The sequence below is a fragment of the Bifidobacterium catenulatum PV20-2 genome, assembly GCF_000800455.1.
Taxonomy (GTDB): Bacteria; Actinomycetota; Actinomycetes; order Actinomycetales; family Bifidobacteriaceae; genus Bifidobacterium; species Bifidobacterium kashiwanohense_A.
Map to the genome: position 1 here is coordinate 1056166 of NZ_CP007456.1, position 14448 is coordinate 1070613.

Below are 14448 nucleotides of genomic sequence, written 5' to 3' on the forward strand. Positions count from 1 at the left end.
ATGGCGGAACGTCATATATGTGACGCCGAGAGAGTCCTGTTGCGTCGGATATCACGCAAGATCGTTCTATCCGACGTCACGGTTGGGACTTCTACTTTTTCTTGGTATTCCTCGCACGCTTCAGTGGTGTTTTCGGCTTGGCGGGCTCGAACCACGGGAAGCAGTGAAGCACCCAACGGTGCAGTGGCGGGGTCTTGGCGACGGCCCAACCTGCAATCATTGCGAAAATCGCCACCCACGAGGCGAGATTCTGCTTGGCGAAGATCAGCAGGATGGTTAGTCCCACGGCGACGATGCCGAGGACTTGCGAATATTTGTTCTGTGATTCGGTGGTCTTGTCCGTCTTCATCGGCACGAAACCGAAGAACAGGCCGATCGCCACGGATGCGATGGCGACGGCGACACAGATGATGATGTCCTGAGTGCTCATGAACGTTCCCTCCCGGAACAGGCGATGAAGATATGCGATTGCATCAGTCTACCGTGGCGCATCGGTGCGCGCCGGATGCCCTCCTTCTATTCGAGATTCATCTCGGCGCTGATCGTGCGGTCGATGAGCTTGCGCTGATGGATCATGTTGGCGTATTTCGGGTTCTCCGTCATCCCCTCGCTCCCATGTCCGGCGTCAACGCCAGCGATTTGCGCGATAATCTCCTCGTAGGAGGTCTTGGCGGTGCGATACACGCCGCGGATACGTCCTTGTCGGATGACCACGATGCGATCCGACACCGCGAACACGTTCGGCAGGTCATGGCAGACCATCACCACCGACCGGCCATCGGAACGTATCCGTTTGATGTAGGACAGCACTTCTGCAGCCTGCATCACCGACAGCGAGGCGGTCGGCTCGTCGAGCAGGATGAGCTGCGGGTCGTTGAGCAGCGTGCGGGCGATGGCCACGGTCTGACGCTGCCCCACCGACAGCGAGGCGATGGGGGACCCCACGCGGATCGCGGAGTTCAGCGCTCCGAGCACGGAACGGGCTCGCGTGTTCATCATATCGTCGTCACGAACCCAGCCCGACTGCATCTCCTTGCCGAGGAAAAGATTGGAAGCCACATCGAGGTTGTCGCAGAGCTCCTGGCCTTGGAAGACGGAAGCGATGCCCATGCGGTCCGCCTCCCGGATCGATGGGATCGTCACCTGTTCGCCGTTGAGATAGATATGCCCGAATCCGGGTTGCAGAAAACCGGAGATCACCTTCATCAGTGTGGACTTGCCGGCGCCGTTGTCGCCCACGATGGCAATGACCTCTTTGCGATCGATGGTCAGATTCACCGATTTCAGCGCCTCGACGAATCCGAATCTGACGCAGATGTCCTCCAATCGCAGCAACGGAGGTGTACTTGCGTTCCTCATGTCATCCCTCTTTCCTTGACCTTTCCCTCATGGGTGTTTCGTCTATGCTGCGATGCTGTTGCGGATCGCATGTCCGATGGCGGCGAGCGCGCCACCCAGCGCGCAGTTGCCGCTCGGGTGAGGGGAGCTCAGCACCGTGATCGGCATGACCGCGTCGGGGAACAGCAGCCGCTGCAGCGCTTCATTGAACGGTTGCGTGAACACCTCGCCGGTCATGGCGAGTTTGCCTCCGACCACGACGACCTCCGGGTCGATGCTGATGCACAGGTCGGCGGCCACTTGCCCGATGCGCACCGCCGTGTCGGCGATGATGCGGCGGCATCCGGGGTCGCCGTCGTTCGCCTGTGCCACGAGGTCATCCATCGTCATGTTGCCGTGTGTGACGCTGAGCAGTTGCACCAGCCGGTTCTCAGAGACGATGGTGTTGAGACATCCGCGATTGCCGCAGGAGCAGATCGCACCGAGCGGATCGACTTGGATATGGCCGATCTCGCCGGCTAGGCCGGTCACCCCGTGCATGATCTTCCCGCCGGCAACGATACCCGCGCCTACGTTGTCATTGGTGGAGATATAGACGAAGTCGCGCTTGCCAATTGCCGCGCCCATGCGCGATTCGCAGTAGGCGGCGTAGTTTGCATCGTTGTCGACGTATACGGGGGTGTTGAATGCGGTGCTTAGCAGGGAGACGATGTCGAAGCCATCCCACCCGGGCATGATGCCGGGGATGGCGATCATGTGGTCGCCGATGGCGACTGGTGCGGCCAAGGCCACGCCGATGCCGGCGATCTCCCCGAGATCAGCGTCGATACTGGTCATGGTCTCATCGATGAGTTGTATCGCGCGTTCCAGTGTGGTGTCGGCCTTGTGTCCGAGGGGAAGCGGCAGCATATGCTCCGCGATGATTGATTTAGAGAAATCGACGACGGCCAGTTTCAGTTCGCGTTGCGCGATCCACAGGCCGATGCCGAGACCCTGATTGTGGGCGAGTTTGACCAAGGTAGCCCTGCGGCCGTTGCGTATGGTGCTTTTGGTCTCCAGCTGTCCCTCGTCGACGAGTTGGTGGACGAGTGTGGAGACCGTCGCGGTGGAGAGGCCGGTGACCTCCGCGAGTTCGACCTGCGTCATGGCACCGAATTTGTGGATACTGGACAGCAGGTTGGCGCGGTTTGCCTCGCGCAGGGAGGTTTGTGAGCCGAAAAGTCGTGTTGCCATGGATATCCAGTGTAGTCCGACACGGTAGTCGCCGGGGCCGTGTGCGCTCTTCCTGCGGCGTGTCGCGTCGAAAGGCGCATATACAGCTCTTATGTTCGATAACTGAATTTAAAAATCGTCTAAGAACCAAAATAAGTTTGACAACTTAACTCAAGATGTATACTATGGGATGAACCGGGATGGTCCGGATCACAAACGGAACGATGGTTGTTCCGTCACCCTCAAAGATGAAGGAGAATATATGCAGTTCACCAAGAAGATCGTCGCCGTCGTGGCGGGCGTGGCGATGTGCGCGGGTCTCACGGCCTGCGGCAGCAGTCGAACCGGACAGTCTGGCGACGGCGACAAGATCGAGAAAGGCGCAACCATCGGCATTTCGATGCCGACCAAATCCGAGGAGCGCTGGAACAAGGATGGCAACAACCTCAAGGCCAATCTTGAGAAGCAAGGGTACAAGGTCATCCTGTCGTTCGCGGATGACAAGCCCGCCCAACAGAACGCCGACATCGAGAACATGGTCAACAACGATGCGAAGATCGTCGTGGTCGCCTCCAAGGACGGCACCGCGGTCGGTCCAGCCGTCGAGAAGGCCCGTGACGCTGGCGCGAAGGTCATTGCCTACGACCGTCTGATCATGAACACCGACGCGGTCGACTACTACGCCACGTTCCAGCTGGAGCAGACTGGCGTGCTCGAGGCCACCTGGCTGATCGACAAACTCGGGTTGGAGGACGGCGCCACCGGCCCGTTCAACATCGAGCTGTTCGCAGGCTCCCCGGACGACAATAATTCCAAATACTTCTTCAAGGGCGCATGGGATCTACTCCAGCCCTACTTCGAGAAGGGCATCCTCGTCAACCCATCCAACCACGGCGGCGGCGTGAAGGCCTCCGACAAGGCCGAGGACATCTGGCAGAAGATCGGCGTGCAGTCTTGGAAGGCCGAGCAGGCCCAGAAGGATATGGAATCCATCCTCGACTCCACTTACGCGCACGGCGAGAAACTCGACGCGGTGCTCAGCCCTTACGACGGCATCACCCAAGGCGTGGCCAACGCCATCGAGTCCAAGCGCCCGGATATGAAGCCCGGCACCGACAGCTGGCCGTACATCACTGGCCAGGACGCGATGGAGATCTCCATCGCCAACATCGCTAACGGCAAGCAGGGCGAGACCGTGTTCAAGGACGTGAACAAGCTCGCGAACGCCGTCGAGGAGTTGATCATCGAGATCGCCGAGGGCAAGGAGGTGTCCGGCATCAACGGCAAGTTCAACAACGGCAACTTGGACGTGCCGTCCAAGCTGCTTGACCCGCAGGGCATCACCATCGACAACCTCTCCGATCTGGTGAAGGCGAACTACGTGACCCAGAGCCGCTTCAACGAACTGACTAAGGGCACGCTGCTCGAGGATCAGATCAAGTGACGCGACGGTTCGACGGATGGGGCACGCGGCCGTCGTGGCGTGCGCCCCATCCCCTCGCAACACAATATGAGGAGTGATGAAATGTCTCAAACAGACACCATTCTGATGATGGAGAACATCACCAAGACGTTCGGACCGGTCAAGGCCCTGACTGACGTGAATCTGGAGGTGGGCCGTGGCGAGATCCATGCCATCTGCGGCGAGAACGGCGCGGGCAAATCGACGTTGATGAACGTGCTTTCCGGTGTGTATCCATACGGCAGCTACAGCGGCAGGATCGTCTTCGACGGCAAGGAATGCAGATTCCGCACGATCAATGACTCCGAGGCTGATGGCATCGTGATCATCCATCAGGAGCTGGCGCTGAGTCCGTTCCTGTCCATCGCCGAGAACATCTTCATTGGCAACGAGCGAGCCAGGGCCGGCGTCGTCGACTGGGACTGGACTCGCGCCGAGTCCAGAAAGCTGTTGGATCGCGTGGGTCTCCCGGAGGATCCGGACACCAAGATCATGGACATCGGTGTCGGCAAGCAGCAGCTCGTCGAAATCGCCAAGGCTCTGAGCAAGGATGTGAAACTGCTCATCCTCGACGAGCCCACCGCAGCCCTGAACGACGAGGACTCCGCCCATCTGCTCGGTCTGGTGCGCCAGCTGCGCGACGAGCAGGGCGTGACTAGCATCATCATCACGCACAAGCTCAACGAGGTCGCCGCTGTCGCCGATAACGTCACCATCATTCGTGACGGCTCCACCGTCGGACAGATGTACGTGACGCCGGAGACACCGCTCGATCAGGACGAGCTGATCCGCAAGATGGTCGGTCGCCCGCTGCACAACTTGTATCCGGATCATCCCTCTAACAAGCCGGGCGAGGAATATCTGCGCATCGAGGATTGGACCGTGCATCATCCGCTCGACGTCGAGCGCGTGATTGTGGACCACGCGAACATCAACGTGCGCGCCGGCGAGATCGTCGGGCTCGCGGGGCTGATGGGTGCCGGCCGCACCGAGTTGGCCATGAGCGTGTTCGGACGGTCCTATGGCTCGAACATCTCAGGCAACGTGTACGTCAAAGGCAGGAAGGTCAACCTGCCGAACGTGCAGGCCGCCATCGACGCCGGAATCGCCTACGCTACCGAGGATCGCAAGGTATACGGCCTAAACCTGTTGCAGAACATCCGTGAGAACGCCTCGCTCGCCTCGTTGAAGAAGATGAGCCGGCACGGTGTGATGGACGATAACATCGAACGCAAGGAGGTTGAAGAATACCGCAAGGACTTCCACATCAAATGTCATGACATCGATGTGAACGTCGGCACGCTTTCCGGCGGCAACCAGCAGAAGGTCGTACTCGCCAAATGGGTGATCTCCCAGCCGGACATCCTCATCCTCGACGAACCGACCCGAGGCATCGACGTCGGCGCCAAATACGAGATCTACGAGATTATCGACCAGCTGGCCGACGCCGGCAAGGCCGTCATCGTGATCTCCTCCGAACTGCCGGAACTCATCGGCATCTGCGACCGCATCTACACCGTAAGTTACGGCGTCGTCACCGACAACGTCGAGAAGAATGGATTCACTCAGGAATACTTGATGAAGGGAATGACCAAGGAAAGGAAGGTGGACGCCCGATGAGCGCCACAACCGCAACATCTGCACAGAAGAAAGAGAAGGTCAGCCTGCTGGCCACCATCGGCAACAATGCCCGCCAATACGGCATCGTCGGCGCGTTGCTCGTGATCGTCATCGCCTTCGAGATCCTCACCGGAGGTGTGCTGCTCAAGCCGAACAGCTTCGTGTCGCTGATCCAGCAGAACGCCTATGTGATTATCCTCGCCATCGGCATGGTGATGGTCATCATCGCCACCCACATCGACTTGTCTGTCGGTTCGCTAGTCGCCTTCATCGGCGGCGTCTGTGCCCTGCTGATGGAGCGCGCAGGTATGAACTGGACTCTCGCCATCCTCCTCTCCCTCGTCGTCGGCCTCATCGTTGGCGTCTGGCAGGGATTCTGGGTGGCCTACGTGGGCATCCCGGGCTTCATCACCACCTTGGCTGGCATGTTGATGTTCCGAGGGCTCGCCACCGTGATCGTTGGCGAATCCGTGCCGATCACCTCCAATGCCTTCCGTGGCATCGCCCGTGACTATCTGCCGAATATCCTGGGTTTCTGGGGGCCGTTCGATGGCCTGACCCTTGTCGTCGGCGTGCTGTGCATCGTCGGCTACGCTTTCTCCCAGCTGCGCAAGCGCAAGCGCGTCGAGAAGGTCGGCCTGGTGCCTGAACCGATGAACCTGACTATCCTCAAGATCGTCCTCACGGCCGTGGTCATTGCGTTCGTCACCTATCTGCTGGCCTCTTCGGGCAACGCGGAACAGGGCGGCATCCCGATTATGCTCGTCATCGTCGGCGTGCTCGTGCTCGTCTACAACTTCATCCTGACCCGGACCGTGTTCGGTCGTCACGTCTACGCCGTCGGCGGCAACCGCAAGGCAGCCATCCTCTCCGGTATCAACACCAAGCGCGTCGACTTCCTGCTGTTCGTCCATATGGGCTTCCTCTCCGCCGTCGCCGCGGTCTGCATGCTGTCCCGTCTGGCTTCCGCGACTGCACAGGCCGGCATGGAGTTCGAAATGGACGCCATCGCCGCCTGCTTCATCGGCGGTACGGCCGTCACCGGCGGTATCGGCACGATTCCGGGGGCGGTGGTCGGCGCATTCGTGATGGGCGTCATCAACCAGGGTCTGTCGATCATGGGCGTGGACACCGCCGTGGTGAAGACCATCAAGGGCCTTGTGCTCCTGCTGGCCGTCGCCGTGGATATCATGTCCAAGCGCAGGAAGAGCTGATCCGTTCCGAATCCCCTCCGGCGGATGGGGTCGGCATCGCGGCGATGCCGACCCCATCCGCCCGTCCCATGCTCATTGTCGAAAGAAAAGGAGTCCTCATGCGACTGAATACGCATTCCACCGCCCGTCTCTATGCGCTAACCTGCCTCGCCTGCGTGATCTGGCTCGCCCAGTCGCTGATGCAGGCACAGGCCGACGGCTCGTTGCTCGACTGGTCTACCATCGTTTTCTCGCTGTGTCTGCTCGTCGTGATCGGCTGGTGCGCCCGTTGCGCCGTCGTTGGCTGGAACACGAAGGACGGCGATCAGGCATCGACGTCCCACGATGTGGGGACCTCGATGGAGCATCGTCGATGACATGTCTGTCGTGAAACGCGGAGGCGGTCGCAGATCGACCGAAATCGCGTCTGAACGGGGCATGGCGTGTACATTAACTAGATATGAACTCAATGAACGCTTTCCATCCATCGGCCATGGATCTGATCCGCACCGGGCTGCAGAACCTCGACGACGCACGCGCGAACCTCGGCCGGCTCAAAGCCGACGGCGTGTCCGACGAACGGCTGGTTGGTATGCTCAAGGCTCTGTCCAAGGCGTGCGACCCAGACTGCGCGCTTTCCAACTTCGTCGACATCACCAACGCGATGCAAAGCCAGGGGCGCGACTTCGACGCCATGGTGCCCGACGAGGCGGCGCTCGTACGGCTCATCACCGTGCTCGGTGTATCCGATGAAATGGGCAAGCTCATGCGATTCCGTCCCGAACTCGTGGAGGCCGCGGCCAATGACGCCTGCGAAAGCCATCTTTACAATCACGAACAGCGCAGAGCGCATGTGCTCAAATCGGTAGGGGCCGATCCCAATGACCATGCCATGCCGACCGCAAATCTGCCACTTGCCGAAGCTGCGACGGCGCTGCGTAAAACCTATCGCAAACAACTCGCCGCAATCATGACGCAAGACGCCACGGCAAACGATCCCACCGAAATCCAACCGCGTATCAGTACCGAGCTTTCCGACCTTGCGGACGCGGCGCTTGAAGGCGCGCTCGCCATCGCACGCCATGAAGTGGACGGCAGCGAACATGTGCGTTTCGCCATCATCGGCATGGGCAAACTGGGCGCACAAGAGCTCAACTATGTATCCGACGTGGACCTGATCTACGTGGTGGAACCCGCCGACGCAGACACCAACGGCATGACGCTCAGCCGAGTCGGCACCAAAATGGCGACCACCCTGCAACGTGTATGCCAATCCGTCATTATGGGCGTCGCCGAACCGACGCTTTGGCAGATCGACGGCGGACTGCGTCCCGAAGGCAAGGATGGACCACTGGTACGCCGGCTCGAATCCCATGAAGCCTATTATGAGCAATGGGCGGAAAACTGGGAATTCCAAGCCCTGCTCAAAGCGCGCCCGGTAGCTGGCGATTCTGACCTCGGCCAGGCGTATATGAGCATGACCCGACCGTTCGTCTGGACCGCATCCAAACGAGACAACTTCGTCTACGACTGCCAGCAGATGCGCAAACGTGTCGAAGATCTTATTCCCAACCCGCTGAAAGACCGTGAAATCAAACTCGGCAGGGGAGGCCTGCGCGACGTCGAATTCACCGTGCAGATGCTCCAACTCGTGCACGGACGCTCCGACGAGGCATTGCGCACCAGCTCCACACTCGAATCCCTGCAAGCCTTGGCCGAAGGTGGATACGTGTCACGCAAACAAGCCAAAAAACTCTCATGGGACTACCGATTCGAACGAGTGCTGGAACACCGACAGCAAATGTGGGCGCTCAAACGCACCCACCTGTTCCCGGACCTCGGCAAAGCCAACGCGGGAGGCCTTGAACGCAAACGAGACATCACCATCGACGAGCTGAACCAAAATCTCGAACTACGACGACTCGCGCGCGCGTTCCACATGCATCCCGAAGAACTCGTCAATAAATATGATGAGACACGTCGCGAAGTACGTCACCTGCACATGGACATCTACTACAGGCCCATGCTGCCCATCAACGCGGGACTCGACGACGAACAGGTGGAACTCTCCACGAAAGCCACGCAGGAACGATTCGAATCCATCGGATTTGCCGACGCTGACGCGGCCATGCGCCACGTCACCGCACTCACCGCAGGCATCTCCCGAGCCGCGAAAATCAACCGCATCCTGCTGCCCGCGGTATTGCAATGGCTCGGCGAAGGGCAGAATCCAGACATGGGACTGCTCAACTGGCGCAAACTCGAAGAAAACTTCGGTTCCGAAAGCGAATACCTCGGATTCCTACGTGACTCGCCATCAGCGGCACAACGCCTATGCCACATACTATCCAACTCACGATTCCTCGGAGACGCGCTCAACAAATCCGTCGAATCCGTCACCTGGCTTGGCAACGACGAATCCCTGCAACCACGCTCGCGCGAAAGCCTCAATATCCAAACCAAAGCAACGCTCGAACGCAATGCCGGCAACATCAACGACTTCGCCAACTCCATCCGAGCCATGCGCAGACACGAAATCGAACGCATCGGCCTCGCATGGATGAGCGGCGTGATCGACGATGAAGCATCGCTCGCCGGCATGACCGACGTATACGACGCAGCCATCGAAGCGTCACTGCAATGGGCCATCCAGCATCGCATCAACGACATGCAGCTCGAACAAGCGCCCGCCGCAATCGCCATCATCGGCATGGGACGCTACGGCGGCAGGGAAGTCAACTTCAGCTCCGACGCCGACGTGATCATCATCTATCGGCCATCCAAAGGCGCCGACGACGCCCAAGCCAACCTCTTCGCACGCAAAGTACAGGAAGACCTGCGCGCGATCCTGCAAGGCCCAACCACATTTGAACCAAAAATCGAACTCGACATGGACTTAAGGCCTGAAGGCAAAAACGGACCACTCGTACGATCCTACGCATCCTGCGAGGAATATTACCGATCCTGGGCAAGCACATGGGAACACCAGGCACTGCTACGCGCCCGATACGCAGCAGGCGACGTGGCGCTCGCCGAGGACTTCCTGATGAACATCGCCGATCCGTTGCGTTATCCGAAAATCGATCTTACGGAAACGCAAATCGCCGAAATCCGCAAGCTTAAGGCGCGTATGGAAGCTGAACGTTTGCCGCGCGGCGTACGCAGGGATCGCCATCTGAAACTCGGCAAGGGTGGACTATCGGATGTTGAGTGGACGATTCAACTGTTGCAATTGCAGCATGCGGGAAACAACGCCAACCTGCGCGTCAACGGTACGTTGCTGGCGTTAGACGAGCTGGAACATCGCAAGCTGATTTCCGCTGGCGACGCTGTGGTGTTGCGTAAGGCATGGCGCATGTGCACGGCTGCACGCAACGGCAGCTACCTGTGGAGCGGACGCGTCAATCAGGCCGATATTCTGCCGGACGATTCATATTCGCTGGGAGGTATCGCCGTATGTCTCGGATACGATGCAAACCGAGGGCAGCATTTCGAGAACGATCTGCTTGCAGTAATGCGCAAGGCCCGCGACGTAACGGAACGCCTGTTCTACGGCCGTTCGTGAGCTAGGAAGTTAACGGCGAGGAACATGTTGTGACCGTCGGATCGAGGCCATACGGCTCTGACGAATGTGCTGGATCAAGGCTTCTGCCTATGGAAGGACGGAGACCGCTCCACGAGTATTCGTGAACACGCGGTGAACCGTCAGGGTCTGCATTTCAGGCTATAGTTGGCTAGGTCACTTCGAGTGGCCACCTTCAACCACAAGTTGCATGAAAGGTGAGCCGTTGTCTTCAGTACTCGAACAGGCGGTTGAAACGCCGATGGTAGGAAAAAGCGTCATCACATTGGATGATCTTTCCATTCGCCAGATTCAGGAATTACTCCACAAGGCGCAGTACATTGATTCTCATCGTAAAGAAGTGGCGCACGCCTGCGACGGCAGGGTGCTCGCCACTTTGTTTTATGAGCCCAGCACCCGTACGCGTCTGAGCTTTGAAACCGCCATGCTCCGACTTGGCGGCAAGGTGATCGGCTTCGCTGGCGCCCAGCTCGCTTCCGTGACCAAGGGTGAAACCATTTCGGACACTCTGAAAACCGTGTCCAACTACGTGGATGTGGTGGCGATCCGCCACCCGAAGGAGGGTGCTGCTCTCGTGGCGTCCCGCGCGGCTTCCGTACCGGTCATCAATGCCGGCGACGGTGGACACATGCACCCCACGCAGACCTTGGCTGATTTGGCGACGCTGCAGTCGCGTTTCGGTCGCGTGAACAATCTGACCGTCGGTCTGTGCGGCGATCTTACCTTCGGTCGTACCGTGCACTCCCTGATCGAAACCCTGTGCCGTTTCGGCAATGTGAACTTTGTGTTGGTCAGCCCGGACGAGCTCAAGACCCCGCAGTACGTGCTCGACCGTATCAACGCCACCGACTCCTGCTCTTACACGGAAGTCAAAGATCTGGTTTCGGTGATTGGCGATCTCGACGTGCTGTACATGACCCGCGTGCAGAAGGAACGATTCTTCAACGAAGACGACTATCTGCGACTGCGCGACACCTACATTCTCGACGAAGCCAAGATGGCTTACGCCAAAAAAGACATGGCTGTGCTGCACCCGTTGCCGCGAGTCAACGAAATTGCCGTTGAAGTGGATGACGACCCACGCGCCGCCTACTTCGAACAGGTCAAGAACGGCATGCTCATGCGCATGGCATTGGAAAGCTCGGTGGTTGGAGACGAACTGCCGGGATACGAACCGCTTGAATCCAAGGAGGTTGCGGCCTGATGGAAGTCACCAGCATTCAGAACGGCATCATCATCGACCATGTGCCTGCCGGCACCGCGCTCAAGGTGCTCGAATACCTGAAAATTGATCCGGCTAAGACCAAGCTCGCGCTGATCATGAACACCGATAGCCACATGTTCGGCACCAAAGACATCATCAAGATCGAAAGCGAAGAGGAAGCCGAAACCATCGACCTTGACGTGCTCGGCCTTGTGGCACGCACCGCAACCGTCGGCATTGTGCGCGGCGGTAAAATCGTAGAGAAAAAGCAGCCTACACTGCCGGAACATGTGGTCAATATCATCAAATGCGTGAACCCGCGCTGCGTGACTACCACCGAGCCGGCCGTGCAGATGTTCCACCTGGTGCATTCCGACCGTCAGGAATACCGCTGCGACTACTGCGACGAGGAAGCGAAGTTCTGATCCATGACCCTCACCCTTCACGACATCAAGGTTTGGAACACCGGCGAAGTCATTGATCTGATCATCCCATCCGACACTGATGAAACGGTGGACGCTTCGGTCATGTCCATCGCCCCGGGATTCGAAGATCCCCACGTCCACTTCCGCGATCCGGGCCAGACCTACAAGGAATCCATGGTTTCCGGCTGCGCGGCCGCCGCCTCTGGCGGATACACGAACGTGCTCATCATGCCGAACACCGTTCCCGCCATGGATGGCGTGAAGGTGACGGCGGGGGAACCGGGTGCCAGCGAAGTGCTCGACGCCGGTTTCGACACGGTCATCGACTATCTGCAGCATTACGAACAAGCCCATGATGTGACCTTGCCGGTGCGCTATGACCTGTGCGTATGCGCTTCCAAAGGGCGTGCAGGCAAGGAAGCGACCGATGTGGCCGACTGGATCGGTTACCTGCCGGAACATGATGACGACAACAAGGACGCCTACCAGCTGTGCCACCCGGTGACCGCCATCAGCGATGACGGTTCCGCGGTAACACCGGAAATCCTCGACCAAGTGTTCGACAACGTCAAGGAATCAGGCTTGTACCTGATCGAGCATTGCGAACACCACGATACCGGGGCGGTCAATGAAGGTCCCGTATCACGAGAACTAGGCGTACCCGGCATTCCCGAAGATACCGAACTGAAGATCGTCGAACGCGATATCGAGATGGCGCGCAAGACCGGCGTGCATGTGCACTTCCAGCATGTCAGCACTGCGATTTCCTTCGATGCGATTCGCAAGGCCAAAGCTGAAGGATTACCGATCACGTGCGAAACTGCACCGCACTACATTGCGTTGTGCGATGAAGCATTGCTGAAATACGGCACTCTCGCCAAGATGAATCCGCCGTTGCGCTCCGAAGAGGATCGCAAGGCAACCATCGCAGCCGTAGCTGACGGCACCGTCGATCTGCTGGCCACCGACCATGCACCGCACACCATGGAAGAGAAGGACCTTGGTTTCCTCGATGCTCCGAACGGCATCATTGGTCTTGAATGCGCGTATGGCGTATGCCACAAGATTCTTGTGGACGGCGGCTTTATCTCCGACGAACGCCTGATTGAACTCATGTCGACTGCGCCAGCCGAACTTATGGGACACAGCAAAGCCGACATCACAGCGTTGCTTGACGAATACGCAGACGCCGTCCCCGGAGACGACGACACCAAACGCGTGCTGGACCTCGTCAAGGTTCCTGCAGAAGACCGCGCGGATCTGGTAGTGCTCAACACCGACGAGAAATGGATCGTGAATCCTGAACGATTCCATTCCTCGGCTCGCAACACTCCGTTTGGCGGATGGCAGGTCACCGGCCGTCCGCTCGCCACCATCATCGGCTCGAAACTAGTCTTCAGCCGTATCAACAAGGAGGATTGATGGATCGCCTGATCGAAGCAATCGAAGCCAAGCAGAATCCGAGCATTGTGGGACTTGACCCGACCGAAGCGCTCGTGCCAGCGCAAATCGTGGCCAGCTTTGCCGAGGAAATCAGCGAACAGGTTGAAGATCCGGCGGAAGTGCCGGCCATGCAGCTTTCCGTGGCCTTCTTCGAATTCAATCGCGCCATTATTGACGCCGTCGCAGACATCGTACCTGCGGTCAAACCGCAGATCGCCATGTATGAGGCGCTTGGTCCGGCAGGCATCGACGCATACACTATGACCTGTGAATACGCCAAGCAGAAGGGATTGTATGTGCTCGGCGACGTCAAGCGCGGAGACATCGGCTCCACCGCGGCCGCATATGCGCATCACCTCAGCGGTGTAGGATTGGGCGACACCGCCTACGATCCATGGCATGAGGATGCGGTAACCGTGAACCCATACCTCGGCACCGATGGCATCACACCGTTCGTCGACGCCGCCACCGATAACGACAAAGACATCTTCGTGCTCGTGCGCACCTCCAACCCGTCCAGCAGCGAACTGCAGGAACTTGAACTCGCTTCCGGCGAATGCGTATACGAGCATGTTGCCGATCTGGTGGAAGGTTGGGGTGCTGAAACCGTTGGCAAGAACGGCTATTCGCGCGTTGGCGCGGTGGTCGGAGCCACTCACCCGGAGGAAGGCAAGGCATTGCGCACACGCATGCCGCACACATTCTTCCTGGTGCCGGGCTACGGTGCCCAAGGTGGCACCGCGCAGGGCGTAGCCGGCATGTTCGACCGTGACGGCATGGGTGCTCTCGTCAATTCGTCCCGAGGCATTATCGGAGCATGGAAGAAGTCCGGCAAGTATTCCGAATCCATGAGCGCCGATGATGCTTTGAACCTGGTCGCCGAATCGGCACGTGAGGCAGCCAAAGACATGCGTGACAATCTGCGTGCGGTCTTGCCGTAACCTGCCGACTGTCCAACTGTTCAATCT

The 14448-nt window shown here is 58.9% G+C and carries 12 protein-coding genes; 9 read left to right on the top strand and 3 right to left on the bottom strand.

The window, feature by feature from the left end; genetic code table 11:
- Nucleotides 1-91: 91 nt before the first annotated feature.
- The 3 genes from AH68_RS04460 to AH68_RS04470 form a co-directional block, all read right to left on the bottom strand.
- Nucleotides 92-430: a hypothetical protein gene (locus AH68_RS04460; protein WP_039198021.1), complete on the bottom strand. Its 339-nt coding sequence runs from the start codon at nucleotides 428-430 to the stop codon at nucleotides 92-94.
- Between the two features lie 86 nt (nucleotides 431-516).
- Nucleotides 517-1359, bottom strand: a complete 843-nt coding sequence (locus AH68_RS04465; protein WP_039198023.1) for an ATP-binding cassette domain-containing protein — start codon at nucleotides 1357-1359, stop codon at nucleotides 517-519.
- A gap of 42 nt (nucleotides 1360-1401) precedes the next feature.
- Nucleotides 1402-2571 carry an ROK family transcriptional regulator gene (locus tag AH68_RS04470; RefSeq protein WP_039198026.1) on the bottom strand — a complete coding sequence of 390 codons (1170 nt, stop codon included), beginning with the start codon at nucleotides 2569-2571 and terminating at the stop codon, nucleotides 1402-1404.
- Between the two features lie 241 nt (nucleotides 2572-2812).
- On the opposite strand from AH68_RS04470, the gene AH68_RS04475 reads away from it, so the two are divergent.
- From AH68_RS04475 to pyrF, 9 genes are all read left to right on the top strand, one after another.
- Nucleotides 2813-3994 (top strand): substrate-binding domain-containing protein, encoded by a 1182-nt coding sequence (locus tag AH68_RS04475; protein WP_039198028.1) that lies wholly within the window; start codon nucleotides 2813-2815, stop codon nucleotides 3992-3994.
- 81 nt (nucleotides 3995-4075) lie between these two features.
- Nucleotides 4076-5632 (top strand): sugar ABC transporter ATP-binding protein, encoded by a 1557-nt coding sequence (locus AH68_RS04480; RefSeq protein ID WP_039198030.1) that lies wholly within the window; start codon nucleotides 4076-4078, stop codon nucleotides 5630-5632.
- A complete protein-coding gene (gene mmsB / locus AH68_RS04485) occupies nucleotides 5629-6846 on the top strand; it encodes a multiple monosaccharide ABC transporter permease (RefSeq protein ID WP_039198032.1) in 1218 nt (405 codons plus the stop codon). Before AH68_RS04480 ends, mmsB begins: the two co-directional genes overlap by 4 nt.
- 98 nt (nucleotides 6847-6944) lie before the next feature.
- Complete coding sequence (locus AH68_RS04490; protein ID WP_039198034.1) at nucleotides 6945-7202, top strand: hypothetical protein; 258 nt, start codon at nucleotides 6945-6947, stop codon at nucleotides 7200-7202.
- Between the two features lie 92 nt (nucleotides 7203-7294).
- Entirely contained in the window at nucleotides 7295-10390 is a 3096-nt protein-coding gene (locus AH68_RS04495) for a bifunctional [glutamine synthetase] adenylyltransferase/[glutamine synthetase]-adenylyl-L-tyrosine phosphorylase (protein WP_395947837.1), read from the top strand.
- Between the two features lie 208 nt (nucleotides 10391-10598).
- Nucleotides 10599-11612 (top strand): aspartate carbamoyltransferase, encoded by a 1014-nt coding sequence (gene pyrB, locus AH68_RS04500; protein WP_003834949.1) that lies wholly within the window; start codon nucleotides 10599-10601, stop codon nucleotides 11610-11612.
- Nucleotides 11612-12037, top strand: a complete 426-nt coding sequence (locus tag AH68_RS04505; RefSeq protein WP_003834948.1) for an aspartate carbamoyltransferase regulatory subunit — start codon at nucleotides 11612-11614, stop codon at nucleotides 12035-12037. Before pyrB ends, AH68_RS04505 begins: the two co-directional genes overlap by 1 nt.
- A gap of 3 nt (nucleotides 12038-12040) precedes the next feature.
- The gene (locus tag AH68_RS04510; protein ID WP_039198041.1) at nucleotides 12041-13459 is read left to right on the top strand and encodes a dihydroorotase; all 1419 of its coding nucleotides are present in this window, start codon (nucleotides 12041-12043) and stop codon (nucleotides 13457-13459) included.
- Nucleotides 13459-14421, top strand: coding sequence for an orotidine-5'-phosphate decarboxylase (pyrF, locus tag AH68_RS04515; RefSeq protein WP_039198043.1), 963 nt, complete (start codon nucleotides 13459-13461; stop codon nucleotides 14419-14421). Before AH68_RS04510 ends, pyrF begins: the two co-directional genes overlap by 1 nt.
- Nucleotides 14422-14448 lie beyond the last annotated feature (27 nt).

Coding starts and splice junctions, on each gene's coding strand:
- AH68_RS04470 (WP_039198026.1), bottom strand. CDS start 2,571: ATGGCAACACGACTTTTCGGCTCACAAACCTCCCTGCGCGAGGCAAAC.
- AH68_RS04495 (WP_395947837.1), top strand. CDS start 7,295: ATGAACGCTTTCCATCCATCGGCCATGGATCTGATCCGCACCGGGCTG.
- AH68_RS04465 (WP_039198023.1), bottom strand. CDS start 1,359: ATGAGGAACGCAAGTACACCTCCGTTGCTGCGATTGGAGGACATCTGC.
- pyrF (WP_039198043.1), top strand. CDS start 13,459: ATGGATCGCCTGATCGAAGCAATCGAAGCCAAGCAGAATCCGAGCATT.
- AH68_RS04505 (WP_003834948.1), top strand. CDS start 11,612: ATGGAAGTCACCAGCATTCAGAACGGCATCATCATCGACCATGTGCCT.
- AH68_RS04510 (WP_039198041.1), top strand. CDS start 12,041: ATGACCCTCACCCTTCACGACATCAAGGTTTGGAACACCGGCGAAGTC.
- AH68_RS04460 (WP_039198021.1), bottom strand. CDS start 430: ATGAGCACTCAGGACATCATCATCTGTGTCGCCGTCGCCATCGCATCC.
- AH68_RS04490 (WP_039198034.1), top strand. CDS start 6,945: ATGCGACTGAATACGCATTCCACCGCCCGTCTCTATGCGCTAACCTGC.
- mmsB (WP_039198032.1), top strand. CDS start 5,629: ATGAGCGCCACAACCGCAACATCTGCACAGAAGAAAGAGAAGGTCAGC.
- AH68_RS04480 (WP_039198030.1), top strand. CDS start 4,076: ATGTCTCAAACAGACACCATTCTGATGATGGAGAACATCACCAAGACG.
- AH68_RS04475 (WP_039198028.1), top strand. CDS start 2,813: ATGCAGTTCACCAAGAAGATCGTCGCCGTCGTGGCGGGCGTGGCGATG.
- pyrB (WP_003834949.1), top strand. CDS start 10,599: ATGAAAGGTGAGCCGTTGTCTTCAGTACTCGAACAGGCGGTTGAAACG.